This window comes from Desulfoluna spongiiphila (assembly GCF_900101345.1).
GTDB lineage: Bacteria > Desulfobacterota > Desulfobacteria > Desulfobacterales > Desulfolunaceae > Desulfoluna > Desulfoluna spongiiphila.
Window position 1 is genome coordinate 83,017 of record NZ_FMUX01000005.1, and the last position, 23,568, is coordinate 106,584.

Below are 23,568 nucleotides of genomic sequence, written 5' to 3' on the forward strand. Positions count from 1 at the left end.
GTCTTCTTTGTCGTTTCATTTCAGGATAATTGTGAACATAGTTGATGTATGTTGACATGCGTCATCTCTCTATGTATCAATGATGATTATGAATTGTCGACAATTCTAACAGGGAGACGTTATGGAAACCATGAAGACACAGGCCGATGTGATAGTCGTGGGCTCCGGTCCGGGTGGGGCCACCGTCGCCAGGGAACTGACGACACAGGGCAAGGATGTGTTGATTCTCGAGTGGGGAGACAATAAACCGGTGAGAGGCTCCCTGTCTCAACTGGTGAAAAATGCAGGTATCCCGGGCAGAAACCTTCTGTTCAGCAACAAGGCCCTCCTTGGAATGGTGCGGGGGATCTGCACCGGCGGCAGTTCCATTTTTTACTGCGCCACCGCCTTTGATCCGCCCTTTGAGATGCTTGACTCCTACGGCATCGATATTCGGGACGAGGTGGAGGCGTTGAAACGGGAGCTTCCCATTGCTCCCTTAAAAGACGAGCTCATGGGGCCGGGCTCCCTGCGTCTGCTGGAGAGTGCGCGGAACCTTGGCTATGAGTGGCATAAATTCAACAAATTCATCGATCAGGAGCTCTGTCGTCCCGACTGCCTGAAATGCACCTACGGCTGCCCCTACGGTGCCAAATGGACCGCCCGTGATTACGTGGAGGAGGCCGTTGAGAAGGGGGCCACCCTGGTCAACGGTGCCAAAGTGGAAAAGATCATCTTTGAAGGCAGCACGGCCATCGGTGTGGCCTATAAAAAGGGCTTTCAGTCCCATTCGGCCTATGCCGACACAGTGGTCCTTGCAGCCGGAGGTCTTGGCTCCCCGCATATCCTGCGCCACAGCGGGCTTTACAGCGCCGGGTATGATTTTTTCTTTGATCCCCTCCTGATGGTTTTCGGTTCGGTGGACGGCTTGGGGAGCAGGGGTGAGACCCAGATGGCAGCAGGTATTCATATGGAAGCCGAAGGGTATCTTATGGTGGACCTTCATTTTCCAACCCCGGTTTTTGCCGCCCAGATCGCCCCGAAACTCAAATTTCATCGCATGCTCTCACGCCCCGACACCCTCATGGTGATGATCAAGATCAAAGACGATCTGGGGGGGCGGATTACCTGGAAAGGCGGGCTTCGAAAAAATCTGGGGGATGGGGACCGATTGAAAATGAAGGCCGGGGTGTCCCGGGCAAAGGCCGTTTTGCGACATGCCGGGGCCAAGGGCGTCTACACCGGCTGGAAAGTGGCCGCCCACCCCGGAGGAACCGTCAAGATCAATCACATGGTAGACTCCGATTTGAAAACAGAAAGGGAGAACCTCTATGTGTGTGACTGCTCCGTGGTCCCGGAGGCCTGGGGGCTTCCTCCCACCCTCACCCTCCTTGGCCTGGGCAGGCGCCTTGCCGCCCATCTGGCCTGAGAGCATCCTTGGCTGAGGTGCTGCATGTGAACAAAAAAGGCGGTATCCGATGATCGGATACCGCCTTTTTAAATTTGAAACCCTTGCCGGTTTGAACATCGCAGTTTCAAGCCGACATGTCAGGGAGCCTGTCTATTTTACGGGAACGATCCAGTTCAGGGGATCTTCGGAGCGGCCGAACTGGATGTCCATGAGGTCGTTGAAGATGCCAGAGGAGATGGGGCCTGCGCCACCGTCTCCCACGGTGATCTCGCGGTCGCCGAATTTGATCTTGTTGACCGGGGAGATGACAGCTGCGGTACCGGAGCCGAAGCACTCCTGGAGGCGGCCCTCTTCGTGGGCCTTGAACACCTCGTCAATGGAGATGCGTTTTTCAGCGACTTTTTTACCCTGGTGCTTTGCCAGCTTGAGCACGGAGTCCCGGGTGATACCGGCCAGGATGCTGCCGTTGAGCTCAGGGGTGACGATTTCGTCGTCGATGACGAAGAAGATGTTCATGGAGCCCACCTCTTCAACATACTTGCGCTCCACCCCGTCGAGCCAGAGGACCTGGGTGTAGCCTTCGGCCTGGGCGATCTCGGTGGCGTAGAGGCTGGCTGCGTAGTTGGCGGCGGTCTTGGCGGCGCCAAGGCCTCCGCGGACGGCGCGGACGTGCTCCGGGGAGACCCAGATCTTCACCGGGTTGAACCCTTCGGGGTAGTAGGCACCCACCGGGGAGAGGATGATCATGAACCGGTGCGTGGGGGAAGACTTGAGACCGATGTAGGGGTCCATGGCGATGATGAAGGGCCGGACGTACAAGGTTGTCCCGGGGGCTGAAGGGATCCATCCCTTTTCCATCTCAAGAAGGGTATGAAGGGCTTCCATGCAATCGTCCACGTTGATCTCGGGGATGCAGAGGGCATGGGCGGAGCGGTTGAGTCGCTCGAAGTTGTCTTTGGGGCGGAAGAGCTGGGCGGAGCCGTCCTCTTTCTTATAGACCTTCAGGCCTTCGAAGATGGTCTGGCCGTAGTGGAGCACCATGGTGGCGGGGCTCACTTCAAAGGGGCCGTAAGGGGTGATGCGGGCGTCGTGCCAGCCGATGCCTTCGGTGTAGTCCATGACGAACATGTGGTCGGTGAAGATGGTTCCGAATCCCAGGTTGGCTTCATCGGGGTGTGCTTTGGGCGTGTCGATTTTGTTGATGGTGATATCCATGGAAGACCTCAAAAATCATGGCAATGGCTGTGACGTGCGCGGCCATTGGGGGTTGATATATTCAGATGGCGAAACGCCATTCAGAGTGAACCGTGTGTCGGGGGCCGTTTGCAAAACAGCGGGGACGATAAATGCGTCTTCGTTTCCTTGATATACAAGAGAACCCATCGCCGTGCCTTTGCAGGGTGCCTCGGTACGTTTTGGATGCGCAGAATGGAGAAGGCTCTGGCCATGGGCCGGGGTAGAGGACCAAACGGCTGGGTGTCGAATCGGTCTCGGCATGGTGACGCCTTGAGCGGCAAGTGCGCACAACTTTTAAAATTAGATAGCCGTATCCGAAGGGTAAATCAAGAAGAATGTGGCCAATGTCCTTGAAAAACGCATATTAACAAAGTTTTCTTTCCTTGATGTGCCAACTTGTGCAAAGGGGCTTGACAAGGGAAATTGGTTTGCGATATTGCTTCTTGATTGATCTTGACGTTAACGTCAAGTGAAAGGCAGCCCACACGAAGCGAAAGGGATGCGAGACCCTTCTTAGTTGGCGCGGTTTTCCGAGGGTAGACGGAGAGATGGCGCAGGTGGTATCGTATCCCCCTGGCCCGGAATGATTCCGGGTCGGATATCTTTGGATATTCTGCACCTTTCCGGGGTATTTCCCCGGGCAGGTGCCAGGCATGATCAAGGCACATCAGTGCTGAAAGTGGTGAAACATGAGACAGGACATCATTGAAATCCGTTGGCACGGCCGGGGAGGTTAGGGTGCCATCACAGCCGCCAAGGTTGTGGCCAACGCCGTATTCAAGGCGGGCTACAAAGGCGTGGTCATGGCCCCCACCTTCGGAACGGAGCGAAGGGGAGCCCCCGTCTTCACGTCCCTTAAAATCTCCCGGGAGAAGATCTACGACCTTTCTCCCATAGAAACCCCCGACATGGTGGTGGTCCTGGACCACACCCTTCTGGATGAGGTGGATGTTACCCACGGCCTGAAGGACGGGGGGAAGATTATTCTCAACACCCCGAAACCCGTCGACACCTATGACTTCGGCAACCACACGCTCTCCGTGGCCGACGTGACCGCCTATGCCCTTGAGGCTGGCCTTGCCCCCGGTATCGTGAACACCGGGATCATCGGCGCCTTTGCCAAGGCCACCGGCCTGGTGAGCAGGGAGCTGCTGAGGGAAGCCATCAGCAATGAGTTCCCCACCATGAAGCCCGAGGAGAACGCACGGGCGGCCGCCATTACTTATGATCGCACAGTCATCGGAGGTGCCTGATGTCCAAAGACGCATTTTGCAACATGATTTCAGTCAGCGAACCGGGCCCCGGAGACGGGGGCAACACCGGCTCCTGGCGGGTGGTTCGCCCCGTCATCGACACGGAAAAGTGCATCCCGGCCAAGACCGGGAAGCCCTCGTGCTTCAACTGCTGGCTCTACTGCCCCGATGCGGTGGTCACCAAGACCATTCCGCCCACCATCGATTACACGTACTGCAAGGGGTGCGGCATCTGCGCCGAGGAGTGTCCCGCCGGCGCCATCACCATGGTGGCTGAAGCGAGCTTTACCAAGGAGGAGAAATAGACCATGCATGTGATTGAATCAGGCAACGTGGCTGCCGCAACAGGGGTCAAACTGGCGAGAACCCAGGTGATCGCCGCCTACCCCATCACGCCGCAGACCCCTCTGACGGAAAAACTGTCCGAATTCGTCGAGTCCGGTGAGCTCCCTGCAGAATACATCCCCGTGGAGAGCGAGCACAGCGCCATGGCCGTGTGCATCGCCTCGTCCACCGCAGGCGCCCGATCCTTTACCGCCACCAGCGCCAACGGCCTGCTCTACATGAACGAGCAGCTCCACTGGGCAGCCGGTGCCCGTCTTCCCATCGTCATGTGCGTTGCCAACCGCGGCGTGGGCGCGCCCTGGACCGTCTGGAACGACCATCAGGACACGGTGAGCCAAAGGGACCTGGGCTGGATCCAGCTCTACTGCGCCGACCACCAGCAGATCCACGACACGGTGCTCAAGGCCTTTAAACTGGCTGAAACCGTGAGCATCCCCGTCATGGTCTGCTACGACGGCTACCTTCTGTCCCACACCTACATGCCCTTTGACGTGCCCGAGCAGGAGCAGGTGGACGGCTTTTTGCCACCCTTTGAGCCCACCCACTTCCTTAACCCGGACAAACCCCGGAACTTCAACACCGTGACCCTGCCGGACGTGCGACCCGACCTCCACGGCAACACGGCCCCCGGCTACATGGAGATCCGCAAGACCCTTCACACGGATCTGCGTGCCGCCTTGGGCGAGATCGAAAAGATCGACGGTGAATTCGGCGAGGCCTTCGGTCGCGGCGGCGAGCCCTTCCTGGAGCCGTACCGCTGTGAGGATGCTGATTATGTTGCCTTTTGCATGGGCTCTCTCTCCTACCAGCTTCGCGACGTGGTGGATGCCATGCGGGAAGAGGGGACCAAAATCGGCGTCATGGGCCTGAAGGTCTACCGCCCCTTCCCCGACGCCGCCGTGCGTGAGGCCCTGACCGGCCACAAGGGTGTGATCGTGCTTGAAAAGGCGCTCTCCTACGGCAACCAGGGGGCTCTCTATGCAGACGTCAAGTCCGCGCTCTACAGCGCCGAGACCCGGCCGTTCGTGCACAACTACATCGTGGGCTTAGGGGGCCGGGAGATCAAGACCCAACACCTGTATGACGCCCTGACCGAATCCATCAACAAAGAAGCCGCCATCGGGGATGAACCCCAGTGGATCGGCTTGAAGCTGTAGAGGGTGCCTGCCATGGATAAAGACAAGAAAACAACGATTTTGAGCCTGACGGATGAAGAGATCATGAATCCGGGCAACCGTGCCTGCTCGGGCTGCGGTCTGGGCATTGTGTACCGCACCGCCCTGAAAGCCCTGGGCAAGGAGACGGTCCTGGCCGTTCCCCCCAGCTGCCTCACCGTACTCCAGGGGCTCTACCCCGTGGCCTCCACCAAGCTCCCTTGCGTGAACGTCACCTTTGCCTCCACGGCCGCGGCAGCCACCGGCGTGCGGGCCGCCCTGCGCGCCACCGGGCGTGATCACCTGAACGTCGTGGCCTTTGCCGGCGACGGCGGCACCGGGGACATTGGCATCCAGGCCCTCTCCGGCGCCTGCGAACGCGGTGAAGACATCATCTATATCTGCTACGACAACGAAGCCTACATGAACACCGGGGTGCAGCGTTCCGGCACCACCCCCAAGGGCGTCATGACCACCACCACCCCCATCAAGGGTAAGCTCCAGCACAAAAAAGACGTGCCGAGCATCATCGCCGCCCATGGGATCGACTACGTGGCCACGGCCTCGGCAGCTTACCCCCTGGATCTTTACGACAAGGTGAAGAAGGCTGCCTCCATGAAGGGCGGAACCCGCTACATCCACGTCCATACCCCGTGTCCCTCGGGCTGGGGCTTTCCCACACGCAACACCGTAAAAATCGGCAAGCTGGGGGTCACCACCGGCCTCTTCGACCTCTACGAGATCGTCAAGGGCGAGTTCTCCCTCACCGGGGAGTCCGCCAAGCGCGTGGGCAAAGAGCGCACCCCCGTCACCGAGTACTTTGAGACCCAGCGACGCTTCGGCTCCCTCTCCCAGGAGGTGATCGAAGAGATGCAGGGCATGATCGACGCGAAGTGGGCCAACTATACGGCATAGAAACGCTCGAACGATTGTGAAACAAAAAAACGGGTACCCGTCGGGGTGCCCGTTTTTTTATTGGGGGAGAGGATGCCGGGGATTTACGCGGCGAAGGCGGTGCGGGAGCCCGGCTTGCTGTGGGGGCGCCGTGCGCATCGATTGAGGAAAAAGCAGCCTCCGGCGGCAAGGTGTGCCACCTTGAAAGCAGATTGCGAATGCGCTTTCCCCTCGTTCCTCAGGGAAAATCACATCCACCTTTGATTCAAGGTATGGTGAGGAAATTTTAATAGATAGCTGTTTGTTGAACTTTTCAAAAGTTTAGCCCCCGGCAGGGTCGCCGGAGGCCAAATTTTTATACCATCCCTTAGTTTTTCAGGCTGTGGATGGGCGCCGGGATGCGGCCGCCGTGGCGGACAAAGCCGTTTTGCCCCTGGCAGTTTTTCACGTCGATGATGGTGGCGTGGCCCAGGAGGCCACCGTAATGGGCATTCTCCCCGGCCACTTTTCCGGGGACCGGGATGAGGCGGCAGGCGGTGGTTTTGTTGTTGATCATGCCGATGGCCATTTCATCGGCGATGATGCCGGCCAGGGTCTCTTCCGAGGTGGCGCCCGGGATGGCCACCATATCCAGGCCCACGGAGCAGACGCAGGTCATGGCCTCAAGCTTTTCAATGTTGAGAAAGCCCTTCTGGCAGGCCTCTTCGATGTTCAGGTCCTCGCTCACCGGGATAAAAGCCCCGGAGAGTCCGCCCACATGGGAGCTGGCAAAGGCGCCGCCTTTTTTCACGGCGTCGTTGAGCATGGCAAGGGCGGCGGTGCTGCCCGGGGCGCCGATGCTGATGAGGCCAAGGCTCTGGAAGATCTCTCCCACGCTGTCGCCCACGGTGGGGGTGGGGGCCAGGGAGAGGTCCACCACGCCGAAGGGGATGTCGAGGGTCTGGGCCACTTCCCGCCCGATGAGTTCGCCCACCCGGGTGACCTTGCAGGCCGTGCGTTTGATGATTTCGGCGATGTCGCCAAGGCCCAGGTCAGGTTTGGCTTCGACGGCGCGGTCGATGGCACGCTTTACCACGCCGGGGCCGCTGACCCCCACGTTGATGACGGCATCGGCCTCTCCGGTGCCGAGGTAGGCACCGGCCATGAAGGGGACATCCTGGGGGATGTTGCAGAAGACGCAGAGCTTGGCCACGGCAAGGCCGTCTTTGTCGGCAGTGAGCTCGGCCCCGCGCTTGATGGCCTGGGCCATGAGGAGGACGGCGTCCATGTTGATGCCTGCCCGGGTGGAGCCCACGTTTACCGAGGCACAGATGCGCTCGGTCTGGGTGAGGGCTTCGGGGATGGCTTCGATGAGGGCCCGGTCTCCGTTGGCCATGCCTTTTTCCACCAGTGCGGAGAAGCCGCCGATGAAATCCACGCCCACTTCCACGGCGATGTCGTTCAAGGTTTTGGCGATTTCCACCATCTGGTCGGCGTTGAAGGGGGCTGCCACCACGGCGATGGGGCTGATGGAGATGCGCTTGTTCACCACCTCGATGCCGTATTTATCGCCGATGGCGTTGCAGGTGGCCACAAGGGGGCCTGCAAGGCGGGTGATTTTTTTGCGCAGGTTGGCCTTGAAGACCTCCAGGTCATGGCTGGCGCAGTCAAAGAGATTGATCCCCAAGGTGACGGTTCGTACATCGAGGTGCTCGTATTTGAGCATCTCAACGGTTGATATCAGTTCGTTATCGCTAAGCATGGTCTGTTCCTGACATGTTTTTTTGCTTCATGGTAAGGGACGCCGATGGCCGCAAACTCAAATGCGGTTCACCGTGTCAAAGATGTTTTTGTGCTGAAAGGTGAGGGCCAGATTGAGGCTTGTGGCCTTTTCCTTGAGGGTCGAGGAGAGGATATGCCGGTCCACGGTATCGGGGACCAGGATCTCGTAGACCATGATGTTTCTCTCCGGGTTGTCTCCTCCTTCAAAGACGGCCGTCAGGTTGATGATGTTGACGCCCGCCTCGGCGATGACGTTGGAGATGTCGTAGACCAGGCCCTTGCTGTCCGGGCCGATGGTGGTGATGATGAAATGTTCGCCGTTGGATTCGACGTGGGGCTCATTGGCATCGAGGGGGTTGATGTGAACCTGGAGTCCTTCCGCCTCGAAGGCGCCGTTGAACTTTTCGGTGAAGGTTTCGAGATCGGTGCCCGCCGGGATGGAGACGATGTAGAGGCCCGCAAATTCAGACTGGAGGATGGTCTGGCTGACGTTTTCGATGTTGCAGTCCAGCTGCAAAAGAACCCGCGCCACCGAAGAGATGATGCCGGGCCGGTCTTTCCCGATTGCCGTTATGATGATCTTGCTCATGTGCACAACCTGACTCTGAGATGTTGGTGTGGCCTCGCCTGTGTGGCCGGCCACCATGTGAGAAGGGACTGTCCGGATAGGCCCATCCAGTGCCTTTGGGCAGCAGGTGGACGTGTGATTGCGTAAATACGAAGTCCGATCCATGGTTTCAGCCCTAAAATATCAATCGTGTCGTTCCCTCAGGACAGGCACGATTTTTAATATGTACCATGAACTCATCGGCATGAACACCCTTATTGTAAACGGATAGCGCCTTTCAGGGGTGCGAAAGCAAGGGGGAAGGATACCCTCTTTTTTGAAGATTGAGGAAAAACGCAATGGGGTGTGATGAAACCGGGGGAACCGATTGTCGTATGGGGTGTGAATGGTGCTTTAAGCCATTCTGCAGCGTGTGAAAATAATGGTGTTGCGTATTTGATCAGTGTCCTGAAGGCCTGCGGCCAGCCATGGGAGGCGTTTGCCGTGGATCATAAAAAAAGTACCGGGTTCAACCGGGGGACATCAACGATCCTTTGGGGGGAGCGTTTTCAGGGGCCCCGCCTTTTTATACGCAAAATATGGGGACAGGGGTTGAAAAATTCATGATCCCTCCTACAATATGCTTGATACAGTTGGTCAATCTTTCGTGGATCCGTGGGGGAGGCCGGATGGTCCGCCAGGCCTTGTGGGAGATTCATAAAGGGTTCTGCTGTCGGTACGATATGGACAATCAGGATATGCCAGACAACCATTCAATCCGACCTCTTCAAGACGGGAGTGTTGTGCAACAGGAGACACCATGCAGATCGTGACGACCCACAAGGGAACCGACTTTGACGGGTTGGCCTCCCTTATTGCCGCCACCATGATTTACCCGGACGCCGTTCCGGTTCTTCCCAAAAGCGTCAACGCCAATGTCCGTGCTTTCATGGCCATTCACAAAGACCTGTTCGAGATTCTTCACCCAAGAGAGATCGACCTGGATGAGGTCACCCAGCTTATTGTGGTGGACACCAACAGCTGGAAACGGCTGGATGGGTTTGCCCCTTTAAAGGACCGGGATGACCTGACCATCCATGTGTGGGACCACCACCATGGCGGCGATATCAAGGCCGATATGGTCCGCAACGAAGGCTACGGCTCTGCCGTGACCCACCTGATCCTGGAGCTCGAAGCCCGGCGTATGGTCCTTACCCCCATCCTGGCCACTCTTTTTCTCATCGGGATTTATGAGGACACGGGCAGCCTGACCTACCCCTCCACCACACCTGAAGATGCCCGGGCCGTTGCCTGGCTTCTGGATCGCAAGGCCGACCTTACCGTGTTGAGCGGCTTTTTGAAGCAGGCCTACGGCGAGAAGCAGAAATCGGTTCTCTTTGAAATGATGAAGAAACCCGACAGGCGCAAGGTCAACGGGTACACCCTCTCCTTTGCCTCGGTGCCCATTGAAGGCCATGTGGCCAACCTTTCGGTGGTGGTCAACATGTTCCTGGACCTTGAAAACAGCGATGCCGCCTTTGGCGTCTTCTACGACGGGGAGGGCAGCAAGTGCATGATCATCGGCCGCAGCAAGGCCGAACACCTGGACATGGGCAAACTCATGCGCAATTTGGGCGGAGGAGGGCATCCCGGGGCCGGGGCCGCCCAGTTCAAATCCGATTTTCACAACCCCGATGCCGTGTTTACCATGCTCTGCAACCTCGTGGAGAACGATCAGGTCGCCTCGGTTCAGCTCGGGGATATCATGAGTTTTCCCGTGGTCTCCGTGGAGACCACCACCCCCATGGAAGCCCTGGGCGAGCTGTTGCGTGAAAGGGGCTGCACCGGGGTGCCGGTCACCGACAACGGCAAGGTCGTGGGGGTGATCTCCCGCCGTGACTTTAAAAAGCTCCGCAAGGAGAAGCAGCTGAAGTCCCCCGTAAAAGCCTACATGACCCCATCCGTGGTTGAGATCGAAGCCGAAAAAAGCCCCCTTGAGGCGGCAAGGCTCATGATCAAGCACGATATCGGCCGGGTGCCGGTGGTGGAAAACGGGGAGATGATCGGTATTGTCACACGTACCGACGTCATGAGGTACTACTACGACCTCATCCCCGACTAAAATTTTCATAAAAAAAGCAGGCCAAACATTAGGGGGAAAAACCCAAAAAGCTTTTGGCCTGCTTTTTTTACCCTCCGGGCGCCGGGAGCGTGCCGTGGCCTGCGTTATCCTCCCCTCGGAGCAGGGAACCTGCGCCTTCAGGTCGGAATGCCTTGACCACGACCCGCTCCCAGCGTGAAAATCCGTCGCGGGATTGGTGGGGAGTTTTTTTAGGGACTGTAATGATGTTGGGGAAACCCAAAAGCTTTTGGCCTGCTTTTTTTATCCTCCGGGCGCCGGGAGCGGGCCGTGGCCTGCGTTATCCTCCCCTCGGAGCAGGGAACCTGCGCCTTCAGGTCGGAATGCCTTGGCCACGACCCGCTCCCAGCGTGAAAATTCGTCGCGGGGTTGGGTGCTTTTTTAGGGCCTGTAAGATGTTGGGGAAATCCAGAAAAACCTTGGTGCCCGGTTTTTTTAAAAAAAATTGTCGGTTATTTCAATATATTCATTCTGATTCCTGTCCCATTGATTTGTCGCAATTGTGATTTTGCGGCATATCGTCCAATATCCTAAATTCTTCGGAAAAATCGAGGCCGTAGCTGTCCCGTCCATGGTGCATAAAATGCACCCTACGGGCTGACGCAGGCCGCAGGTTTTCATTCCCCCCACGGTGTTGCTGATCCTTGGGGGGGGCAGGGCAACCAACCTAATCCGTGGGGCCGAAGGCTTTCATGACCGCCATGATGTTGCTGGCCCTTGAGAGGCGCAGGGTATCCAAGCGAACCCGCCGGATTGCCGGGATGCGTCGGGTGCATTCCATGCGCCGGGACGAAGGTGTTCAATGTTTCGAAAGTATGGGGGAAATCGATGCCGACGTGGCTCCGGGCGTGGTGTTTAAGTCGAACTCTTTTTCAGAAGTCGATTCCCGGTTGGGGCTCGATGCCTTTTCTGTAGGCGTGTTTGAGCTCGCGGACTTCGCTTGCGGTGTCGGATCTGTCGATGATTTCCGGGTGGGCGTCCCTGCCGGTGAGGACAAGGTGGAGAAGGGGAGGGCGGGTGTTGAGGAGGCCATGGACCTGCTCGAGGTCCACGAGGTTGAGGTGAAGGGCGTTGTTGATTTCGTCTAAAATAAGGAGATCAAACTGGCCGGAGTCCATTTTGTGATGGGCGAGGTTAATGGCTTCCTGGGCGTTTTTTCGGTGTTCGGCGTGGGAGTAGGGGTTGCCTTCGATGCCGCAGAATCCCTTGCCCGTGGCGGTCAGTTCCACCATGCCGTGGAGCTTTTTGACCCCGTCCCATTCACCGGAGTACAGGTCCCCTTTCATAAACTGGATGATGCAGACCTTCAGGCCATGGCCCACGGCCCTTAGCGCCATGCCCATGGCGCTGGTGGTCTTTCCTTTGCCGTATCCGGTGATGACGACGACGAGGCCGCGCTTCTCTTTGGGAACGAATGTTTTGATTTCCATGGGTAGCGTCCTGATGGCATGACAAAAAAGGAAAGCAACTGTTCAGCTTATGCCTGCGGCGGCTAAGCGTTAAAAAAAAGTTTAATTAACGGGCCTTGATGGTTCTTCTTGAATGAGGTTTGAGACGCGACCTTCAAAAAAACGAGAAAGATCGGCCGAAACGGAGCGCCGCACTCCGGTGCGGCTTTTTAGTCTGTCGTTACCTGTGCCGCAGAGGAGTGCGGCGCTCCAGGGGACAAGGGTTTTAGGAGGGTGATGCAAATACGCCGATAGCCCAAACGATGATCAAAGCGCATCTGCAACCTGCTTTCAAGGTGGCACACCTTGCCGCCGGAGGCTGCTTTTCAGGCAATACATTCTTTGAACATTCCACGGGCAAAGCCCCTTTAAAAATGGGGCCTGCCCGAGGAACCCGTTTTGGTCAAAGACATGTTACAGCAGCAGCCGTTTGACACCTGCAACGATCTCTTCCGTGGAGTCGGGGCCTTTGGGGATATAGTCATCGGCCTCCATGGACCTGCCGTCGTAGTGGGAGTAGCGGGTGGAGCCCACGTGGTCGGCCACGGCGGTGAGCATGAGGATGGGGATGCCCTCATACTTTTCGCTGTTTTTCAGTTGGTCGCAGACAGCGTAGCCATCCATCTCCGGCATCATGACGTCAAGGACAATGGCGTCCGGGGGGTTGGCCTCCACCTTGGCAATGGCTTCGCTGCCGTTGTAGGCTACCTCGGTGAGGAACCCTTCTTTTTCGAGACGTTTTTTGATGACGAGGGTCATGTCGGGCTCATCATCCACCACAAGGACACGTTTCTTTTCAGTCATGGCAACCTCCTTCTTCGGCATGGGTTGATGGCTCAGGCACGGTCCGTGATCCGTCGGGGCGACCGAGTCCGGCAGTGCCTTCCCGGGCGGGTTTCCGCCCGGGGCAGGGTGTGGGGTATGGGGTGCAAGGGCTTTCCTTGCTGTCATTCCGGCGTTGTCGGGCATGGGCCGAGGTGGGCGTGTTCCTTCACTTCGGCTGTTGGGCGCATGGCTTGAGTTCAGGGTCAGCGTGCTGCCGCTGCAGCAGGCGTCGGGGCCGGTTCCTCAAGTTCTGGTCTGGGGTAGAGGCCCGCCCGCTCAACGATTTCCGGAACCTTCTCCTCCCACTCAATGGCCATGATGTGGAACCCGGAGACCCCTTCCACCTCTTTGAGGCGCTCAATGGTCTCCAGGCAGATGGCGATGCCTTCGTCGGCCTGCTTCTCTTTGGGGGTATCGCTCATGCGTTTTACCAGCTCTTCGGGAACGTCGATGCCAGGGACGCGGCTTCGCATGTATTTTGCCATGCCCGCGGTCTTGAAGGGTGTGACCCCTGCAAGGATGTAGGTTTGTTCGTGGAGGCCGCGATCCCGGACCCCTTTCATCCATGTCTCGAATTTATCCATGTTGTAGATGCACTGGGTCTGGATAAATTCGGCCCCGGCGGCAATTTTCTTGGCCAGGCGGGGGACCCGGATTTCAAAGGGGTCGGCAAAGGGGTTGGCCGCCGCCCCGATGAACATTGCCGGAGGCTGGCTGATGGCATCTCCTCCGATGAAGGTGCCTTCGTCACGCATTTGCCTGACCACCTGGAGAAGCTGCATGGAGTCCAGGTCGTGGACATTCTGGCCGGTTTTGCAATCTCCGAAGCTCTGGTGGTCCCCGGTGAGGCAGAGGATGTTGTTGATATCAAAGGAGGCGGCACCCAGAATATCGCTCTGCAGGGCGATGCGGTTCTTGTCCCGGGTGACCATCTGGAGCACCGGTTCCAGGCCCGCCTGTTTCAGGCGGATGGAGGCGGCCAGGCTGCAGAGCCGGGTCATGGAGGTCTGGTTGTCCGTGACGTTCACCACATCGACGTAGCCTTTGAGAAGGGCACCTTTTTTTTCCAGTACGTTGCCGTCGGTGCCGCGGGGAGGCCCGCATTCGGAGGTGACGGCCAGGTGCCCCTCGGCCAGGATCTGTTCAAGGCGGCTTGCGGTGCGCGGGGTTCGTTTTGGTCTCATTGTTTCAAATCCTCCTGTTCCAGGGTTCTCGGACCGCCGGCCCGGTCTTTGGACCAGTCCTGGATGGGGGAGAGCTCTTCATAGCGGTCCATCTGGTTCAGCTCCTTGAGGCGGTCAACGATGAGCTGCCAGGCGCATGGGGTGTCCTTGTTGATTTCGCAGCGCCCGTCCACCGAGCCGCCGCAGGGGCCGTTGAGCACCCGCTTGGCGCATCGGGACATGGGGCAGATGCCGCCGGTGCGGCCCAGCACGCAGCTTCCGCAGGCCTGGCACCTTTCCGAGAAGATCCCTTCAGTTTCCACTCCCCCGAGGAAGGTGGTGTTCAGGGCGGGAAAGACCGGCTTGTCCTTCCAGAAGGCGGCGATGAACTGCACGCCGATGCCGCAGGCCGTGGAGAGCACGGCGTCGGACTCGGCAATGGCTCCGTGCACCGGGGCAAAAAACTCCTCTTCGCACTGTCGCTCGATGCCCCCTTCGGTGATGTCCATGGTCATCCCTTCTTGTGTTGCCTTCATGCGGAGCAGTGAAGCGATGATCCCCGCCTCTTTGCTCCCGCCCTCATGACAGACCGCCACACAGGTGTTGCAGCCCAGAACGAGAAGGCGTTTTCGGTCCTTGACCATCTCCCAGATCTCTTCCAACGGTTTTTGCTGTCCGACGATCATCGTTTGTCTCCTTGATGGGGTTCTCCGAAGGGCGACGGCCCGAGCTCGCGAATGGTTTCCGTGAAGTCACGGCAGATCTCCGCCCACCGGGGTCCCATGGCGGCAGAGAGGTTGAACATTTCAACGCGTTCCGGCTCCAGCCCCACCTGGGCGATGAGGTGCTTGAGTCGGACGACGCGTTTGGCTGCATTTGTATTTCCCTCCAGGAAATGGCATTGGCCCTCGAGTCAACCCGCCACGAAGATACCGTCAAAGCCCCTTTCAAAGGCCCGGAGCACGTAGCCGTGGTCCAGCTTTCCCGTGCAGGGCAACCGGATGGTTTTCACGCTGGTGGGGTAGGAGAGACGCATCACCCCGGCCAGGTCGGCCGCTGCAAAGGCACAGTAATGGCAGGCAAAGGCAAGGATCTTCGGCTGCCATGCCGGGGCCGCGCCATGCTCTTCGGTCTCCATTTGTTTCACCAAATCTGCCATGGGTCCTCCATATGAGGGAAAAAAGAAAATCGCCTCCACCGGAGGCATGCTTTTGTCTGTTTTATTTACTGCTCACCATTCACCATTTTTCCCGGTGCAGCCGCATCAATCATGGCGGCAATCTGGTCATCTTTAAAGCTGTTGACCTGGAAGGCCTTGGCCGGGCAGACCCCGGCGCAGATGCCGCAGCCCACGCATTTGACCTCGTTGTGGCTCACCTTGCCGTCGGTGTCGATGAAGGGAGCGCCGTAGGGGCAGTTGCGGACACAGGCGAGGCAGCTCATGCAGAGCTCCCGGTTGTGTTTGGCCACGGCCCCGGAGACGGCCAGCTCTTTCTTGGAGAGGAGAACGCCCGCCCGGCCTGCGGCGGAGAGGGCCTGACTGATGGTCTCATCGAGGTTTTTCGGGGCGTGGGCCAGGCCCGCCACGTAGTAGCCCTCGCTGGGGAAGTCCACGGGCTTGAGCTTGACATGGGCCTCTAAGAGAAACCCGTCGCTGTTGGTGGTGAGTTTATACTTTTTGGCCATCTCCCCGGTGGCAGGGTGGGGGTTCAACCCGGCGGCGAGGATGAGGCGCTGAACGACAAAGCGAATGGGAAAGCCTGCCATCTCGTCGTTGAGGCGGACCTCGATGCCGGCCGGTAACGGGGTGAGCTCTGGCATGTTCTCAAGGCTGTAGTGCACAAAAAGGACCCCTAAGTCCCGGGCCTCGGCGTAAAGCATCTCCCGCATGCCGTAGGTGCGCATTTCCCGGTAGAGGATGGTGACATGGGCCTTTGGGTTGGCTTTTTTGATGGCCACGGCATGTTTGACGGACTCCTGGCAGCAGATGCGGGAGCAGTAGTTGCGGGGTTCACAACGGGACTCTGCGCACTGGATGAAGAGAAACTGTTCGTGATCTTCCGGGGGGTGCTCGGCAAGGGAGGTTTCGATGTCCCTTAAGATTATGGCCCGTGGGTCTTCTCCGTACAAAAAGGAGGTGGGCTCGTGCCAGGTGCCGCCGGTGGCCATGACCACGGCACCGTGCTCGACGGTGGAGCCGTCGGTGAGGGTGGTGGTGAAATTGCCCACGTAGCCTTCGCTGGTCTCCACTTCGGTGGCGGCGTGCACGGTGATCCGTTCGTGGATCGCCACCTGTTCCAGGCGTTCCCTTAGAAAATCGGCCACATCACCGCCGTCCCAGCTTGTCGATACCCCGGCCAGGAGCCCGCCGGGCTGCGTCTCTTTTTCCACCAGGTCCACCCCATATCCCTGGTCGGCAAGGGAGATGGCGCAGGTGAGGCCGGCTACGCCGCCACCCACCACAAGGGCCCGGGGGGTGACGGGAACGGAGGCGGTGGCAACGGGCATGAGGCGAAGGGATTTTTCGATGCTCATGGAGACGAGCTCTTTGGCCTTCCGGGTGGCCTCTTCTCCCTGGCCCATATGGCACCAGGAGCACTGCTCCCGGATGTCGGCCAGCTCAAAGAGGTAGGGGTTGAGCCCTGCGGCCCTTATGGTTTCCCGGAAGAGGGGCTCGTGGGTGCGGGGGGTGCAGGAGGCCACCACCACCCGGTTCAGGCCCTTTTCGGCGATGCGTTGCCGGATGATCTCCTGGCTGTCCTGGGCGCAGGCGTAGACCAGGTCCTCGGCGTGGGCCACCCCTTCGATGTCCGAGGCGATCTCCGCCACGGATTTTACATCCACGGTCTGGGCGATGTTGACGCCGCAGTGGCAGACAAAGACCCCGGCTCTGGGTTCGTCATCGGCAGAGACGGTCTCCGGGGGAAGGCTGCGGGTGGTGATCTCCGTGCCCCGGGCTTCGCTGAGAAGGGCCATGGCGGCGCCTGCCACGGCACTGCCCTGGGCCACGGTTTCCGGGATGTCCTTGGGGGACTGATAGCTTCCGGTGACGTACACTCCGGGGCGCGAGGAGGCAACAGGGCAAAAGCTGCTGGTTTTCGGAAAGAGCATGGTGTCTGTGTCGATGCCGAAGGTTTGGGCAAAGGCCGCGGCGTCTTTTCTGGGCTGAAGGCCTACGGAGAGGACCACCATGTCAAAGGATTCGGAGACCAGGGTGCCGTCGGGCCGTTCATAGCGCAGGGTGAGGTTGCCGTCTTCGGCGGTCTCCCGGACATCGGAGATCATGGCCCGGATGTAGCGTACCCCGTAGTCGGTTTTGGCCCGCTCAATGTACCGGTCGAAGTCTTTGCCGAAGGCCCGCATGTCCATGTAAAAGATGGTGGGTTCCACGCTGCTGTCGTGTTCTTTGGCGATGACCGCCTGTTTGGTGGTGTACATGCAGCAGACCGAAGAGCACCAGGGGTTGCCGTTGTGGGGATCGCGTGATCCCACGCAATGGAGCCATGCGATTTTTTTCGGGTGGCTGCCGTCTGCGGGGCGGGTGATCTGGCCCTGGAAGGGACCGGAGGCCGAGAGGATCCGTTCAAACTGAAGGGAGGAGACCACATTGGGCCACCTGCCGTAGCCCAGCTCCTGATGGGCGGTGGGGTCGTGGCGGTCCAGGCCCGGTGCCAGGATTACGGCGCCGGCGTTTAAGGTGAACTCCTTGTCCGTGTCGTCAAAGAGGATGGCCCCTGCGGTGCAGACCTTTTCACAGGCCCGGCACTTGCCCTTGGTGAGGTAGATGCACTGGGTGGGGTCGATGACCCGGGTGGAGGGGACGGCCTGGGAGAAGAGGGCATGGATGGCCTTGCGGTGGGTAAGGCCCTGCTCGAATTCCGACGGGACCTTTTTGGGACATTTCTCTTCGCAGCTGCCGCATCCCGTGCATTTGGCCGGGTCCACATACAGGGCCTTCTGGTGGATGACGGCAGTGAAGTTTCCGGGGCTGCCGTCGAGCCGGGTCACTTCGGAAAGGGGGTGGATTTCGATGTTGGGGTGACGGCCTACCTCCACCATTTTGGGGGAGATCATGCACATGGAGCAGTCCCCGGTGGGAAAGGTTTTGTCCAGCATGACCATGGTGCCGCCGATGGAGGATTCCCGCTGGATCATATGGACCTTAAAACCGCTGTCGGCGAGGTCAAGGGCCGCCTGCATGCCGCCGATGCCCCCTCCCACCACCAGTACGGAGCCGCTTGTGTTCGTCATGGATGCCTCCCTGTCATGGATGACCCGGTGCGTGTGAGGCCAGGGCCGGGTCGGTGCGATGTCTGAGGTGTTGTTGTCGAAGTCGGTTGAGTGACCGTGTCCCGCAGTGTCTATGGCTCGGGCGAAGTTTCGGGTGTCAGCTCGTTCGGGTCTCTTCCAGGATACCGGTATCGTTGATCAGGCCGGTGACGTCGATGAAGTGCTGTTTCATGTTGAGGGAGTCCATGGGCAGCCCCAGGGCCAGGCCCGCAAGCTCGGTGATGAAGTAAACGGGCAGGCGCTCGTAAATGCCGTGGGCGTTGCAGAAACGCTCCTGGTAGGCATCCAGGTTGAGCTGGCACATGGGGCAGGTGGTGACGATGCAGTTGGCCTTGCGGGCCAGGGCGTCCCGCATGATCTTGGCCATGAGGGCCAGGGCCGTGTCCGGGTCGTTGATGGCCGCCGAAGCGCCGCAGCATGCGGTTTTGTAGCTCCAGTCCATGGTGTCTCCCCCGAAGAACTCCACCAGGGTTTCCATTCCTCTGGGGTTCTCCACGTCATCGGGGACGGGCACGTCGTAGGCAAAGCGGGTCATGCAGCCGTAGTAACAGGCGGCCTTGATGCCGTGCAAGGGGTGCACCACCTTCTCTTTGACCCCGGGATCTGCCGTGGCCTTCAGCAGGACATCCAGGATGGTGAGCAGCTTAAGGGAGTTGTCGACTTTGCGGGTGAGGTCTCGGTTGATTTCAGACAGAAGGGCGGGGTCCTGCTTTAACCGGACCTGGCTCATGAGCAGGCTGGAGTAACAGCCCGAACAGGGAACCACCATCTCATCAAAGCCGGAGGTCTCGGCAATGCCCAGGTTCCGGGCGGGAAGGGCCACGGCGAGGAAATCGTCGAATTTTCCTGCGGAGGTAGCCCCGCAGCAGCTCCAGTCGGAGATTTCGGTGAGCTTGATGCCCAGGGTGGAGAAGACGAGACGGGTCTGGTGGTCGTAGAATTGCGATGACTGGTGCAGGGAACATCCGGGGTAGTATGCCAGCTCCATGGGTTCCTCCGGTTGAAGGTTGTGGGGTGTCCGTGTCGAGTCGGCGTGCAGATCCTTACCGGGGCAGCGTTGGGGGGCGGCCCTTTTTTTTCTTTTCCATGGCGAGCTTGTAAAAGGAGCGGACTTCGTTGCGTCCTTTTGCCGTCTGGAGCTTGAGGTGGAGACGGCGCTGTTTCAGCATGGCGCCCATGAGGAGGGTCTGCTGGCGGACCTCTTTCCAGACGGCCTTGAAGTTGAGGCTGACGAGGTTTTTGGCCATGTGCTTCATTTCGTAGGCACCCATGAACTGAATTTCGTTGACCCGGCCCCATCGGGTGCAGCCGGTGACAAAGGAGTCATGGAAATAGGCGATGGTGGGGCTCATGGGGACGAGGTTGTCTTCACGGCTCATTTTCTTAAGGGTCTCGGTGACCCGTCCTGCCTGGATATCGTTGGGGCAGCGGGTGCCGCAGGTGTAGCAGGAGACGCATTGCCAGACCAGGGCGTTTTCAAGGGCGGCCTTTCTGTTGCCGGTGATGACCATGCGGATAAGCCGGTCCGGGGTAAAGCCGATCTCTTCCCCTACGGTGCACCCGGATGCGCAGCGCCGGCATTGATAGCAGGCGAAAATATTCTGGTTGGAACGTTCCATCACCTCAACGGCAAACTGCCGTGCCTCTTTCGGATCGTAAGTCCAGACATCCATGAACGCCTCCTTGGATGGGCGGTCAGCGTGTTTTTATTTTCCTGAAATCAGGTGAGAAAGCCACCTGGGGTCATGAGCCATGTGCGTCAGCGTGGTGTGATGTATTTCGAATTACGTCAAGGCGTCGCGTGGCAGCTGAAGAGGAGGTGCGTCAAACTCTGCTCAGGAGGTGTGCGAGGTTGCATGTGTGTGATATATCAGAAAAGGGTGAATCATGTTCTTTGCTACAAACAGTAATGTAATAGCCGGAGGAAGTCAAATATTTTTTGAATGATTATTCCTTGAGAGGTAAAATCAAACCGGCGGGTGCCGTCCTGTCTGGCGGCGTCGATTCACGGGCCGCCGGGCAGCGGCAACGCGTGGCCATGGGTTCATTCCCTTGAATTCACACAACCCTTGGGTTAGAGTGGCGTTATGAGTGCAACCACAGATCATGACGAGAGACGATGTGCCCGCCATCCGGAGCGGGAGGGGCGCTATTACTGCAGCAAGTACGGTCGTTATCTTTGCGATGAATGTGTGTCCTGCGCGGATCCGAAGCTCTACTGCAAGTATCGAAGCCAGTGCATTATCTGGGAGCTGGAGCGTTACGGAGACTCGGGGACCCGTGCCCGGTGATTCGGGCCGGCGCCGTATCGCCGCCTTTGTCACGACGCGACACGGAGCGTTATCCCTGCCTTTTACCCCTGAACATACCTGAAAGGAGCAATACCATGTGCGAATCCAATGTGTACCTAAAGCACGGCGATAAGGAAGAACTGGTCATGGAGAATGTGGCCGCCATCACGCCGGCCGACAACGGGGTGTATGTGCTCCGCGGTCTTCTGGGAGAGGTAAAGGAGGTCAAAGGGATCCTTGCCGATATCAACCTCATGGCCCATCGCATCGTCTTTACGCATGCTTCCTGAAGCGGTTGCGTGCCTGCCTCCGTGTGACTTTCTCAAGGGTATTGCCGAGGCCAACGGGTTGGGGAACGTTCGGTTTGCCGCCCACGAGGCGATGCTCTTCGGTACGCGGAAGAGCTGGTGGGGAAGCGGCAGGCCTCGGCCGTTGCCCCATGAAGGAGTGGACCTTTGCCGCTACTATACCGATGGGGGAGAGCCCCGGACCTTAGAACCCGGGAGCCGTATCCCCGCAGCCTTTGACGGTCAGGTCTGGGAGGTCTCCGGGGACGATTTTATCGGGACCTCCCTTTTTGTTCGCCATGAGGGGCCCCGGGGCGCTTTTTTTACAGCCTATGCCCATGTGACCCCAAGAAAGGGCCTGGCCCGTGGGGATCGCCTTGGCAGGGGAGAGGTCCTGGCCGTCCTGGCGGACCCTGTACAGCGGGGCCTTCGCATTGCCTGTCACCTCCATTTGTCCCTTATGACTTTTTCCGACGGGTTTTCCCGGAAGGCCCTGCGCTGGGCCACCATGGGGGCGGAGGATGCGGTATGTTTCCATGACCCGGCCCCTCTCCTGGGCGAAGAACTCATCCTCTGTCGGGAGGCAGCCGATGCTTCCTGCTGGAAGCGTGGGTAAGACTTTCGCAACCTGGGTTCAGGGGGTCATCCCCGGGCCGTCGGAGGCGCGTTTGACCATCAGACGTCTTTTTCTTATGCACGTTCCCTTACGGACGCAAACCATATGAATTGAGGTTGACCAGATGACACGACACGACCATGGGCTGGGGTGGGTGAGGCCGGTTCGGCTGTCCATGCCCTCCCTTTCTGACAACAGCGCGGATATGGATCGGTTGCTGCGGGCGCTTTCCGGGACGGGATCCCGTCCCTCGGTGGATTTTTCTCAATTTAAACAGGTGAGCCGGCTGCTGAGGCAGTGGGATTTTTCTGCCCGGTGTGTCCTGTTTCAAAACGGCGGCCAGCTGGAGCTGCTGGATATCCTTGACCCCCAGGGAGAGACCAGGGCCCTTGGGGTGGCCGTGGACCTGGGCACCACCCGCATCGTCATGCGCCTTGTGGACCTTGAGAGCCGGGAGACTCTTTCCGAAACGGTGATGGACAACCCCCAGATCAACGTGGGCAGCGATATCCTGACCCGTATTCATCATGCCGCAACCGATGCGGGGGCTGAAGAACTCAAGGCGACGGTGGGGCTGGCCGTGGATGACGGCATGGAGACCCTGTGCCTTCAGGCCGGTGTCTCCGCCCGGGAGATCTACATCGTGGCTGTTTCCGGCAATACCGCCATGACCCACCTGTTCATGGGGCTTCCGGCAGGACACATTATCCGGGAACCCTATATTCCGGTGACCAACACCCCGGGAACCCACAGGGCATCGCTGTTTCTGGAAAACACCCATCCGGAGGGGCGTGTCTTCTTTTTCCCGAATATCGGCAGTTATTTCGGGGGAGACCTGATCTCCGGAATTCTCTTTTCCGGCATTCACCGGCAAGGGGAGACCTCTCTACTTGTTGACGTGGGCACCAACGCCGAGGTGGTACTGGGGAACCGGGACTGGCTCGTGGGTTGTGCCGGGGCCGCAGGCCCTGCCCTGGAAGGGGGCGTCTCCTCCATGGGCATGACCGCCGGAGACGGGGTCATTGATCGGGTGAGCATGGCAGGCGGGGATTTTACCGTGGGTACCATCGGTGACCTGCCGCCGCTGGGAGTATGTGGGTCGGGATTCATCGACCTGGCCGCGGTCCTTTTCTTAACGGGCATGATCGATGCCAAGGGCAAGCTCGTGGAATCCGCCTGCAAGGAGCGTTACACCGTTGAGCACGGACTGCCCGCATTGATCGTGGTGCCCGAGCAGGAGTCGGGAACCGGCAGCGCAATCACCGTCTCCCAGGCAAGCCTGGACAGCCTGATCCGCTCCAAGGCGGCCATGTACACCATCCTTGAAACCATTGTTATGAAAGTGGGGGTGGGGTTTGGGGACCTGGAAAAAATCTATGTGGCAGGGACCTTCGGGGCCTACATCGACCCCGAATCGGCCATCTCCATCGGCATGATTCCCGACCTTGACCGCAGCCGCTACGAAAAGATCGGCAACAGCTCCCTTGAAGGGGCGACCCTCATGCTCTACGGAGACCGGTACATGGATGAAGCCGATGCCATCAGGAACCGGATCACCTACGTGGAACTCAACGTCGACCAGGATTTCATGATCCGGTTCAGCGGGGCCAAGTTCATCCCCCACACCGACCCGGATCTTTTTCCCACGGTGACGAAGAAATAAGCAAAAAAGCCTCCGGAGGCGAGGTGTGCCACCTTGAAAGCAGCTTGCGAATGTGTTTTTCCCCCCGTTCCTCGGGGAAAATCACATTCGCCTTTTACTCAGGGTCTATTGAGAAAATCTTGTCAGATAGCTGTTTGTCAAACCCAGCCCATAAAAAATTGGAAACCGTTTGGCCCCTGGCAGGGCCGCCAGAGGCATCTTTTTCCTGGCTGCCGCAGCGCATCAAATCAGCACAGCATGTTTGTGACATGATGTATTTTATTTG

Annotated in this window: 21 protein-coding genes; 10 read left to right on the plus strand and 11 right to left on the minus strand. The window is 58.8% G+C overall.

The genetic code is table 11. The features are described from left to right. Positions 1-121 precede the first annotated feature (121 nt). Positions 122-1,408, plus strand: coding sequence for a GMC family oxidoreductase N-terminal domain-containing protein (locus tag BLQ12_RS08660; RefSeq protein WP_254782024.1), 1,287 nt, complete (start codon positions 122-124; stop codon positions 1,406-1,408). A gap of 132 nt (positions 1,409-1,540) precedes the next feature. Here the strand turns inward: BLQ12_RS08660 and BLQ12_RS08665 are convergent, their stop codons facing one another. Next, positions 1,541-2,605, minus strand: coding sequence for a branched-chain amino acid aminotransferase (locus tag BLQ12_RS08665; protein WP_092210249.1), 1,065 nt, complete (start codon positions 2,603-2,605; stop codon positions 1,541-1,543). A gap of 764 nt (positions 2,606-3,369) precedes the next feature. Here BLQ12_RS08665 and BLQ12_RS08670 point away from each other — a divergent pair. Genes BLQ12_RS08670 through BLQ12_RS08685 form a run of 4 tightly spaced genes read left to right on the plus strand, consistent with a single transcriptional unit; the run spans position 3,370 to position 6,293 of the window. Further along, positions 3,370-3,879, plus strand: a complete 510-nt coding sequence (locus tag BLQ12_RS08670; protein ID WP_302846766.1) for a 2-oxoacid:acceptor oxidoreductase family protein — start codon at positions 3,370-3,372, stop codon at positions 3,877-3,879. After that, entirely contained in the window at positions 3,879-4,184 is a 306-nt protein-coding gene (locus BLQ12_RS08675; protein ID WP_217640273.1) for a 4Fe-4S binding protein, read from the plus strand. Before BLQ12_RS08670 ends, BLQ12_RS08675 begins: the two co-directional genes overlap by 1 nt. Before the next feature lie 3 nt (positions 4,185-4,187). Then, positions 4,188-5,381 (plus strand): pyruvate ferredoxin oxidoreductase, encoded by a 1,194-nt coding sequence (locus tag BLQ12_RS08680; protein WP_092210250.1) that lies wholly within the window; start codon positions 4,188-4,190, stop codon positions 5,379-5,381. A gap of 12 nt (positions 5,382-5,393) precedes the next feature. After that, positions 5,394-6,293 (plus strand): thiamine pyrophosphate-dependent enzyme, encoded by a 900-nt coding sequence (locus BLQ12_RS08685; protein ID WP_217640274.1) that lies wholly within the window; start codon positions 5,394-5,396, stop codon positions 6,291-6,293. Between the two features lie 346 nt (positions 6,294-6,639). On the opposite strand, the gene BLQ12_RS08690 is transcribed toward BLQ12_RS08685, so the two are convergent. Then, complete coding sequence (locus BLQ12_RS08690) at positions 6,640-8,013, minus strand: PFL family protein (RefSeq protein WP_092210251.1); 1,374 nt, start codon at positions 8,011-8,013, stop codon at positions 6,640-6,642. Between the two features lie 57 nt (positions 8,014-8,070). Next, complete coding sequence (locus BLQ12_RS08695) at positions 8,071-8,622, minus strand: glycine cleavage system transcriptional repressor (RefSeq protein ID WP_092210252.1); 552 nt, start codon at positions 8,620-8,622, stop codon at positions 8,071-8,073. Between the two features lie 778 nt (positions 8,623-9,400). Here BLQ12_RS08695 and BLQ12_RS08700 point away from each other — a divergent pair. Continuing rightward, positions 9,401-10,702, plus strand: coding sequence for a CBS domain-containing protein (locus BLQ12_RS08700; protein WP_092210253.1), 1,302 nt, complete (start codon positions 9,401-9,403; stop codon positions 10,700-10,702). Positions 10,703-11,592: 890 nt separating this feature from the next. On the opposite strand, the gene BLQ12_RS08705 is transcribed toward BLQ12_RS08700, so the two are convergent. The 8 genes from BLQ12_RS08705 to BLQ12_RS08745 all read right to left on the minus strand — a co-directional run bounded on the left by BLQ12_RS08705 (position 11,593) and on the right by BLQ12_RS08745 (position 20,119). Continuing rightward, positions 11,593-12,150 (minus strand): cob(I)yrinic acid a,c-diamide adenosyltransferase, encoded by a 558-nt coding sequence (locus tag BLQ12_RS08705; RefSeq protein WP_092210254.1) that lies wholly within the window; start codon positions 12,148-12,150, stop codon positions 11,593-11,595. Positions 12,151-12,582: 432 nt separating this feature from the next. Beyond that, positions 12,583-12,972 carry a response regulator transcription factor gene (locus BLQ12_RS08710; RefSeq protein WP_092210255.1) on the minus strand — a complete coding sequence of 130 codons (390 nt, stop codon included), beginning with the start codon at positions 12,970-12,972 and terminating at the stop codon, positions 12,583-12,585. A 224-nt stretch (positions 12,973-13,196) separates the two neighbouring features. Continuing rightward, positions 13,197-14,177 carry a methylenetetrahydrofolate reductase gene (locus tag BLQ12_RS08715; protein ID WP_092210256.1) on the minus strand — a complete coding sequence of 327 codons (981 nt, stop codon included), beginning with the start codon at positions 14,175-14,177 and terminating at the stop codon, positions 13,197-13,199. Beyond that, on the minus strand, positions 14,174-14,842 hold the full coding sequence (locus BLQ12_RS08720; protein WP_092210257.1) for a methylenetetrahydrofolate reductase C-terminal domain-containing protein: 669 nt from the start codon (positions 14,840-14,842) through the stop codon (positions 14,174-14,176). The genes BLQ12_RS08715 and BLQ12_RS08720 overlap by 4 nt, the downstream gene beginning before the upstream one ends. Then, positions 14,839-15,363 (minus strand): hydrogenase iron-sulfur subunit, encoded by a 525-nt coding sequence (locus BLQ12_RS27970; RefSeq protein WP_404825973.1) that lies wholly within the window; start codon positions 15,361-15,363, stop codon positions 14,839-14,841. The genes BLQ12_RS08720 and BLQ12_RS27970 overlap by 4 nt, the downstream gene beginning before the upstream one ends. Before the next feature lie 17 nt (positions 15,364-15,380). Beyond that, entirely contained in the window at positions 15,381-18,407 is a 3,027-nt protein-coding gene (locus BLQ12_RS08735) for an FAD-dependent oxidoreductase (protein ID WP_092210259.1), read from the minus strand. A 136-nt stretch (positions 18,408-18,543) separates the two neighbouring features. Then, the gene (locus BLQ12_RS08740) at positions 18,544-19,434 is read right to left on the minus strand and encodes a CoB--CoM heterodisulfide reductase iron-sulfur subunit B family protein (RefSeq protein ID WP_092210260.1); all 891 of its coding nucleotides are present in this window, start codon (positions 19,432-19,434) and stop codon (positions 18,544-18,546) included. Between the two features lie 55 nt (positions 19,435-19,489). Continuing rightward, entirely contained in the window at positions 19,490-20,119 is a 630-nt protein-coding gene (locus tag BLQ12_RS08745; RefSeq protein ID WP_092210261.1) for a 4Fe-4S dicluster domain-containing protein, read from the minus strand. A 414-nt stretch (positions 20,120-20,533) separates the two neighbouring features. On the opposite strand from BLQ12_RS08745, the gene BLQ12_RS08750 reads away from it, so the two are divergent. The 4 genes from BLQ12_RS08750 (at position 20,534) to BLQ12_RS08765 (ending at position 23,303) form a co-directional block, all read left to right on the plus strand. After that, on the plus strand, positions 20,534-20,737 hold the full coding sequence (locus BLQ12_RS08750; protein ID WP_092210262.1) for a hypothetical protein: 204 nt from the start codon (positions 20,534-20,536) through the stop codon (positions 20,735-20,737). 95 nt (positions 20,738-20,832) lie between these two features. Next, the gene (locus BLQ12_RS08755; RefSeq protein WP_092210263.1) at positions 20,833-21,027 is read left to right on the plus strand and encodes a CooT family nickel-binding protein; all 195 of its coding nucleotides are present in this window, start codon (positions 20,833-20,835) and stop codon (positions 21,025-21,027) included. Further along, entirely contained in the window at positions 21,017-21,640 is a 624-nt protein-coding gene (locus BLQ12_RS08760; protein ID WP_092210264.1) for a peptidoglycan DD-metalloendopeptidase family protein, read from the plus strand. Before BLQ12_RS08755 ends, BLQ12_RS08760 begins: the two co-directional genes overlap by 11 nt. Positions 21,641-21,764: 124 nt before the next feature. After that, a complete protein-coding gene (locus BLQ12_RS08765) occupies positions 21,765-23,303 on the plus strand; it encodes an ASKHA domain-containing protein (RefSeq protein WP_092210265.1) in 1,539 nt (512 codons plus the stop codon). The last annotated feature ends 265 nt before the right edge of the window (positions 23,304-23,568 follow it).

Coding starts and splice junctions, on each gene's coding strand:
- BLQ12_RS08740 (WP_092210260.1), bottom strand. CDS start 19,434: ATGGAGCTGGCATACTACCCCGGATGTTCCCTGCACCAGTCATCGCAA.
- BLQ12_RS08760 (WP_092210264.1), top strand. CDS start 21,017: ATGCTTCCTGAAGCGGTTGCGTGCCTGCCTCCGTGTGACTTTCTCAAG.
- BLQ12_RS08685 (WP_217640274.1), top strand. CDS start 5,394: ATGGATAAAGACAAGAAAACAACGATTTTGAGCCTGACGGATGAAGAG.
- BLQ12_RS08750 (WP_092210262.1), top strand. CDS start 20,534: ATGAGTGCAACCACAGATCATGACGAGAGACGATGTGCCCGCCATCCG.
- BLQ12_RS08675 (WP_217640273.1), top strand. CDS start 3,879: ATGTCCAAAGACGCATTTTGCAACATGATTTCAGTCAGCGAACCGGGC.
- BLQ12_RS08700 (WP_092210253.1), top strand. CDS start 9,401: ATGCAGATCGTGACGACCCACAAGGGAACCGACTTTGACGGGTTGGCC.
- BLQ12_RS08765 (WP_092210265.1), top strand. CDS start 21,765: ATGACACGACACGACCATGGGCTGGGGTGGGTGAGGCCGGTTCGGCTG.
- BLQ12_RS08755 (WP_092210263.1), top strand. CDS start 20,833: ATGTGCGAATCCAATGTGTACCTAAAGCACGGCGATAAGGAAGAACTG.
- BLQ12_RS08705 (WP_092210254.1), bottom strand. CDS start 12,150: ATGGAAATCAAAACATTCGTTCCCAAAGAGAAGCGCGGCCTCGTCGTC.
- BLQ12_RS08695 (WP_092210252.1), bottom strand. CDS start 8,622: ATGAGCAAGATCATCATAACGGCAATCGGGAAAGACCGGCCCGGCATC.
- BLQ12_RS08680 (WP_092210250.1), top strand. CDS start 4,188: ATGCATGTGATTGAATCAGGCAACGTGGCTGCCGCAACAGGGGTCAAA.
- BLQ12_RS08715 (WP_092210256.1), bottom strand. CDS start 14,177: ATGAGACCAAAACGAACCCCGCGCACCGCAAGCCGCCTTGAACAGATC.
- BLQ12_RS08735 (WP_092210259.1), bottom strand. CDS start 18,407: ATGACGAACACAAGCGGCTCCGTACTGGTGGTGGGAGGGGGCATCGGC.
- BLQ12_RS08660 (WP_254782024.1), top strand. CDS start 122: ATGGAAACCATGAAGACACAGGCCGATGTGATAGTCGTGGGCTCCGGT.
- BLQ12_RS08710 (WP_092210255.1), bottom strand. CDS start 12,972: ATGACTGAAAAGAAACGTGTCCTTGTGGTGGATGATGAGCCCGACATG.
- BLQ12_RS08745 (WP_092210261.1), bottom strand. CDS start 20,119: ATGGATGTCTGGACTTACGATCCGAAAGAGGCACGGCAGTTTGCCGTT.
- BLQ12_RS08665 (WP_092210249.1), bottom strand. CDS start 2,605: ATGGATATCACCATCAACAAAATCGACACGCCCAAAGCACACCCCGAT.
- BLQ12_RS08690 (WP_092210251.1), bottom strand. CDS start 8,013: ATGCTTAGCGATAACGAACTGATATCAACCGTTGAGATGCTCAAATAC.
- BLQ12_RS08720 (WP_092210257.1), bottom strand. CDS start 14,842: ATGATCGTCGGACAGCAAAAACCGTTGGAAGAGATCTGGGAGATGGTC.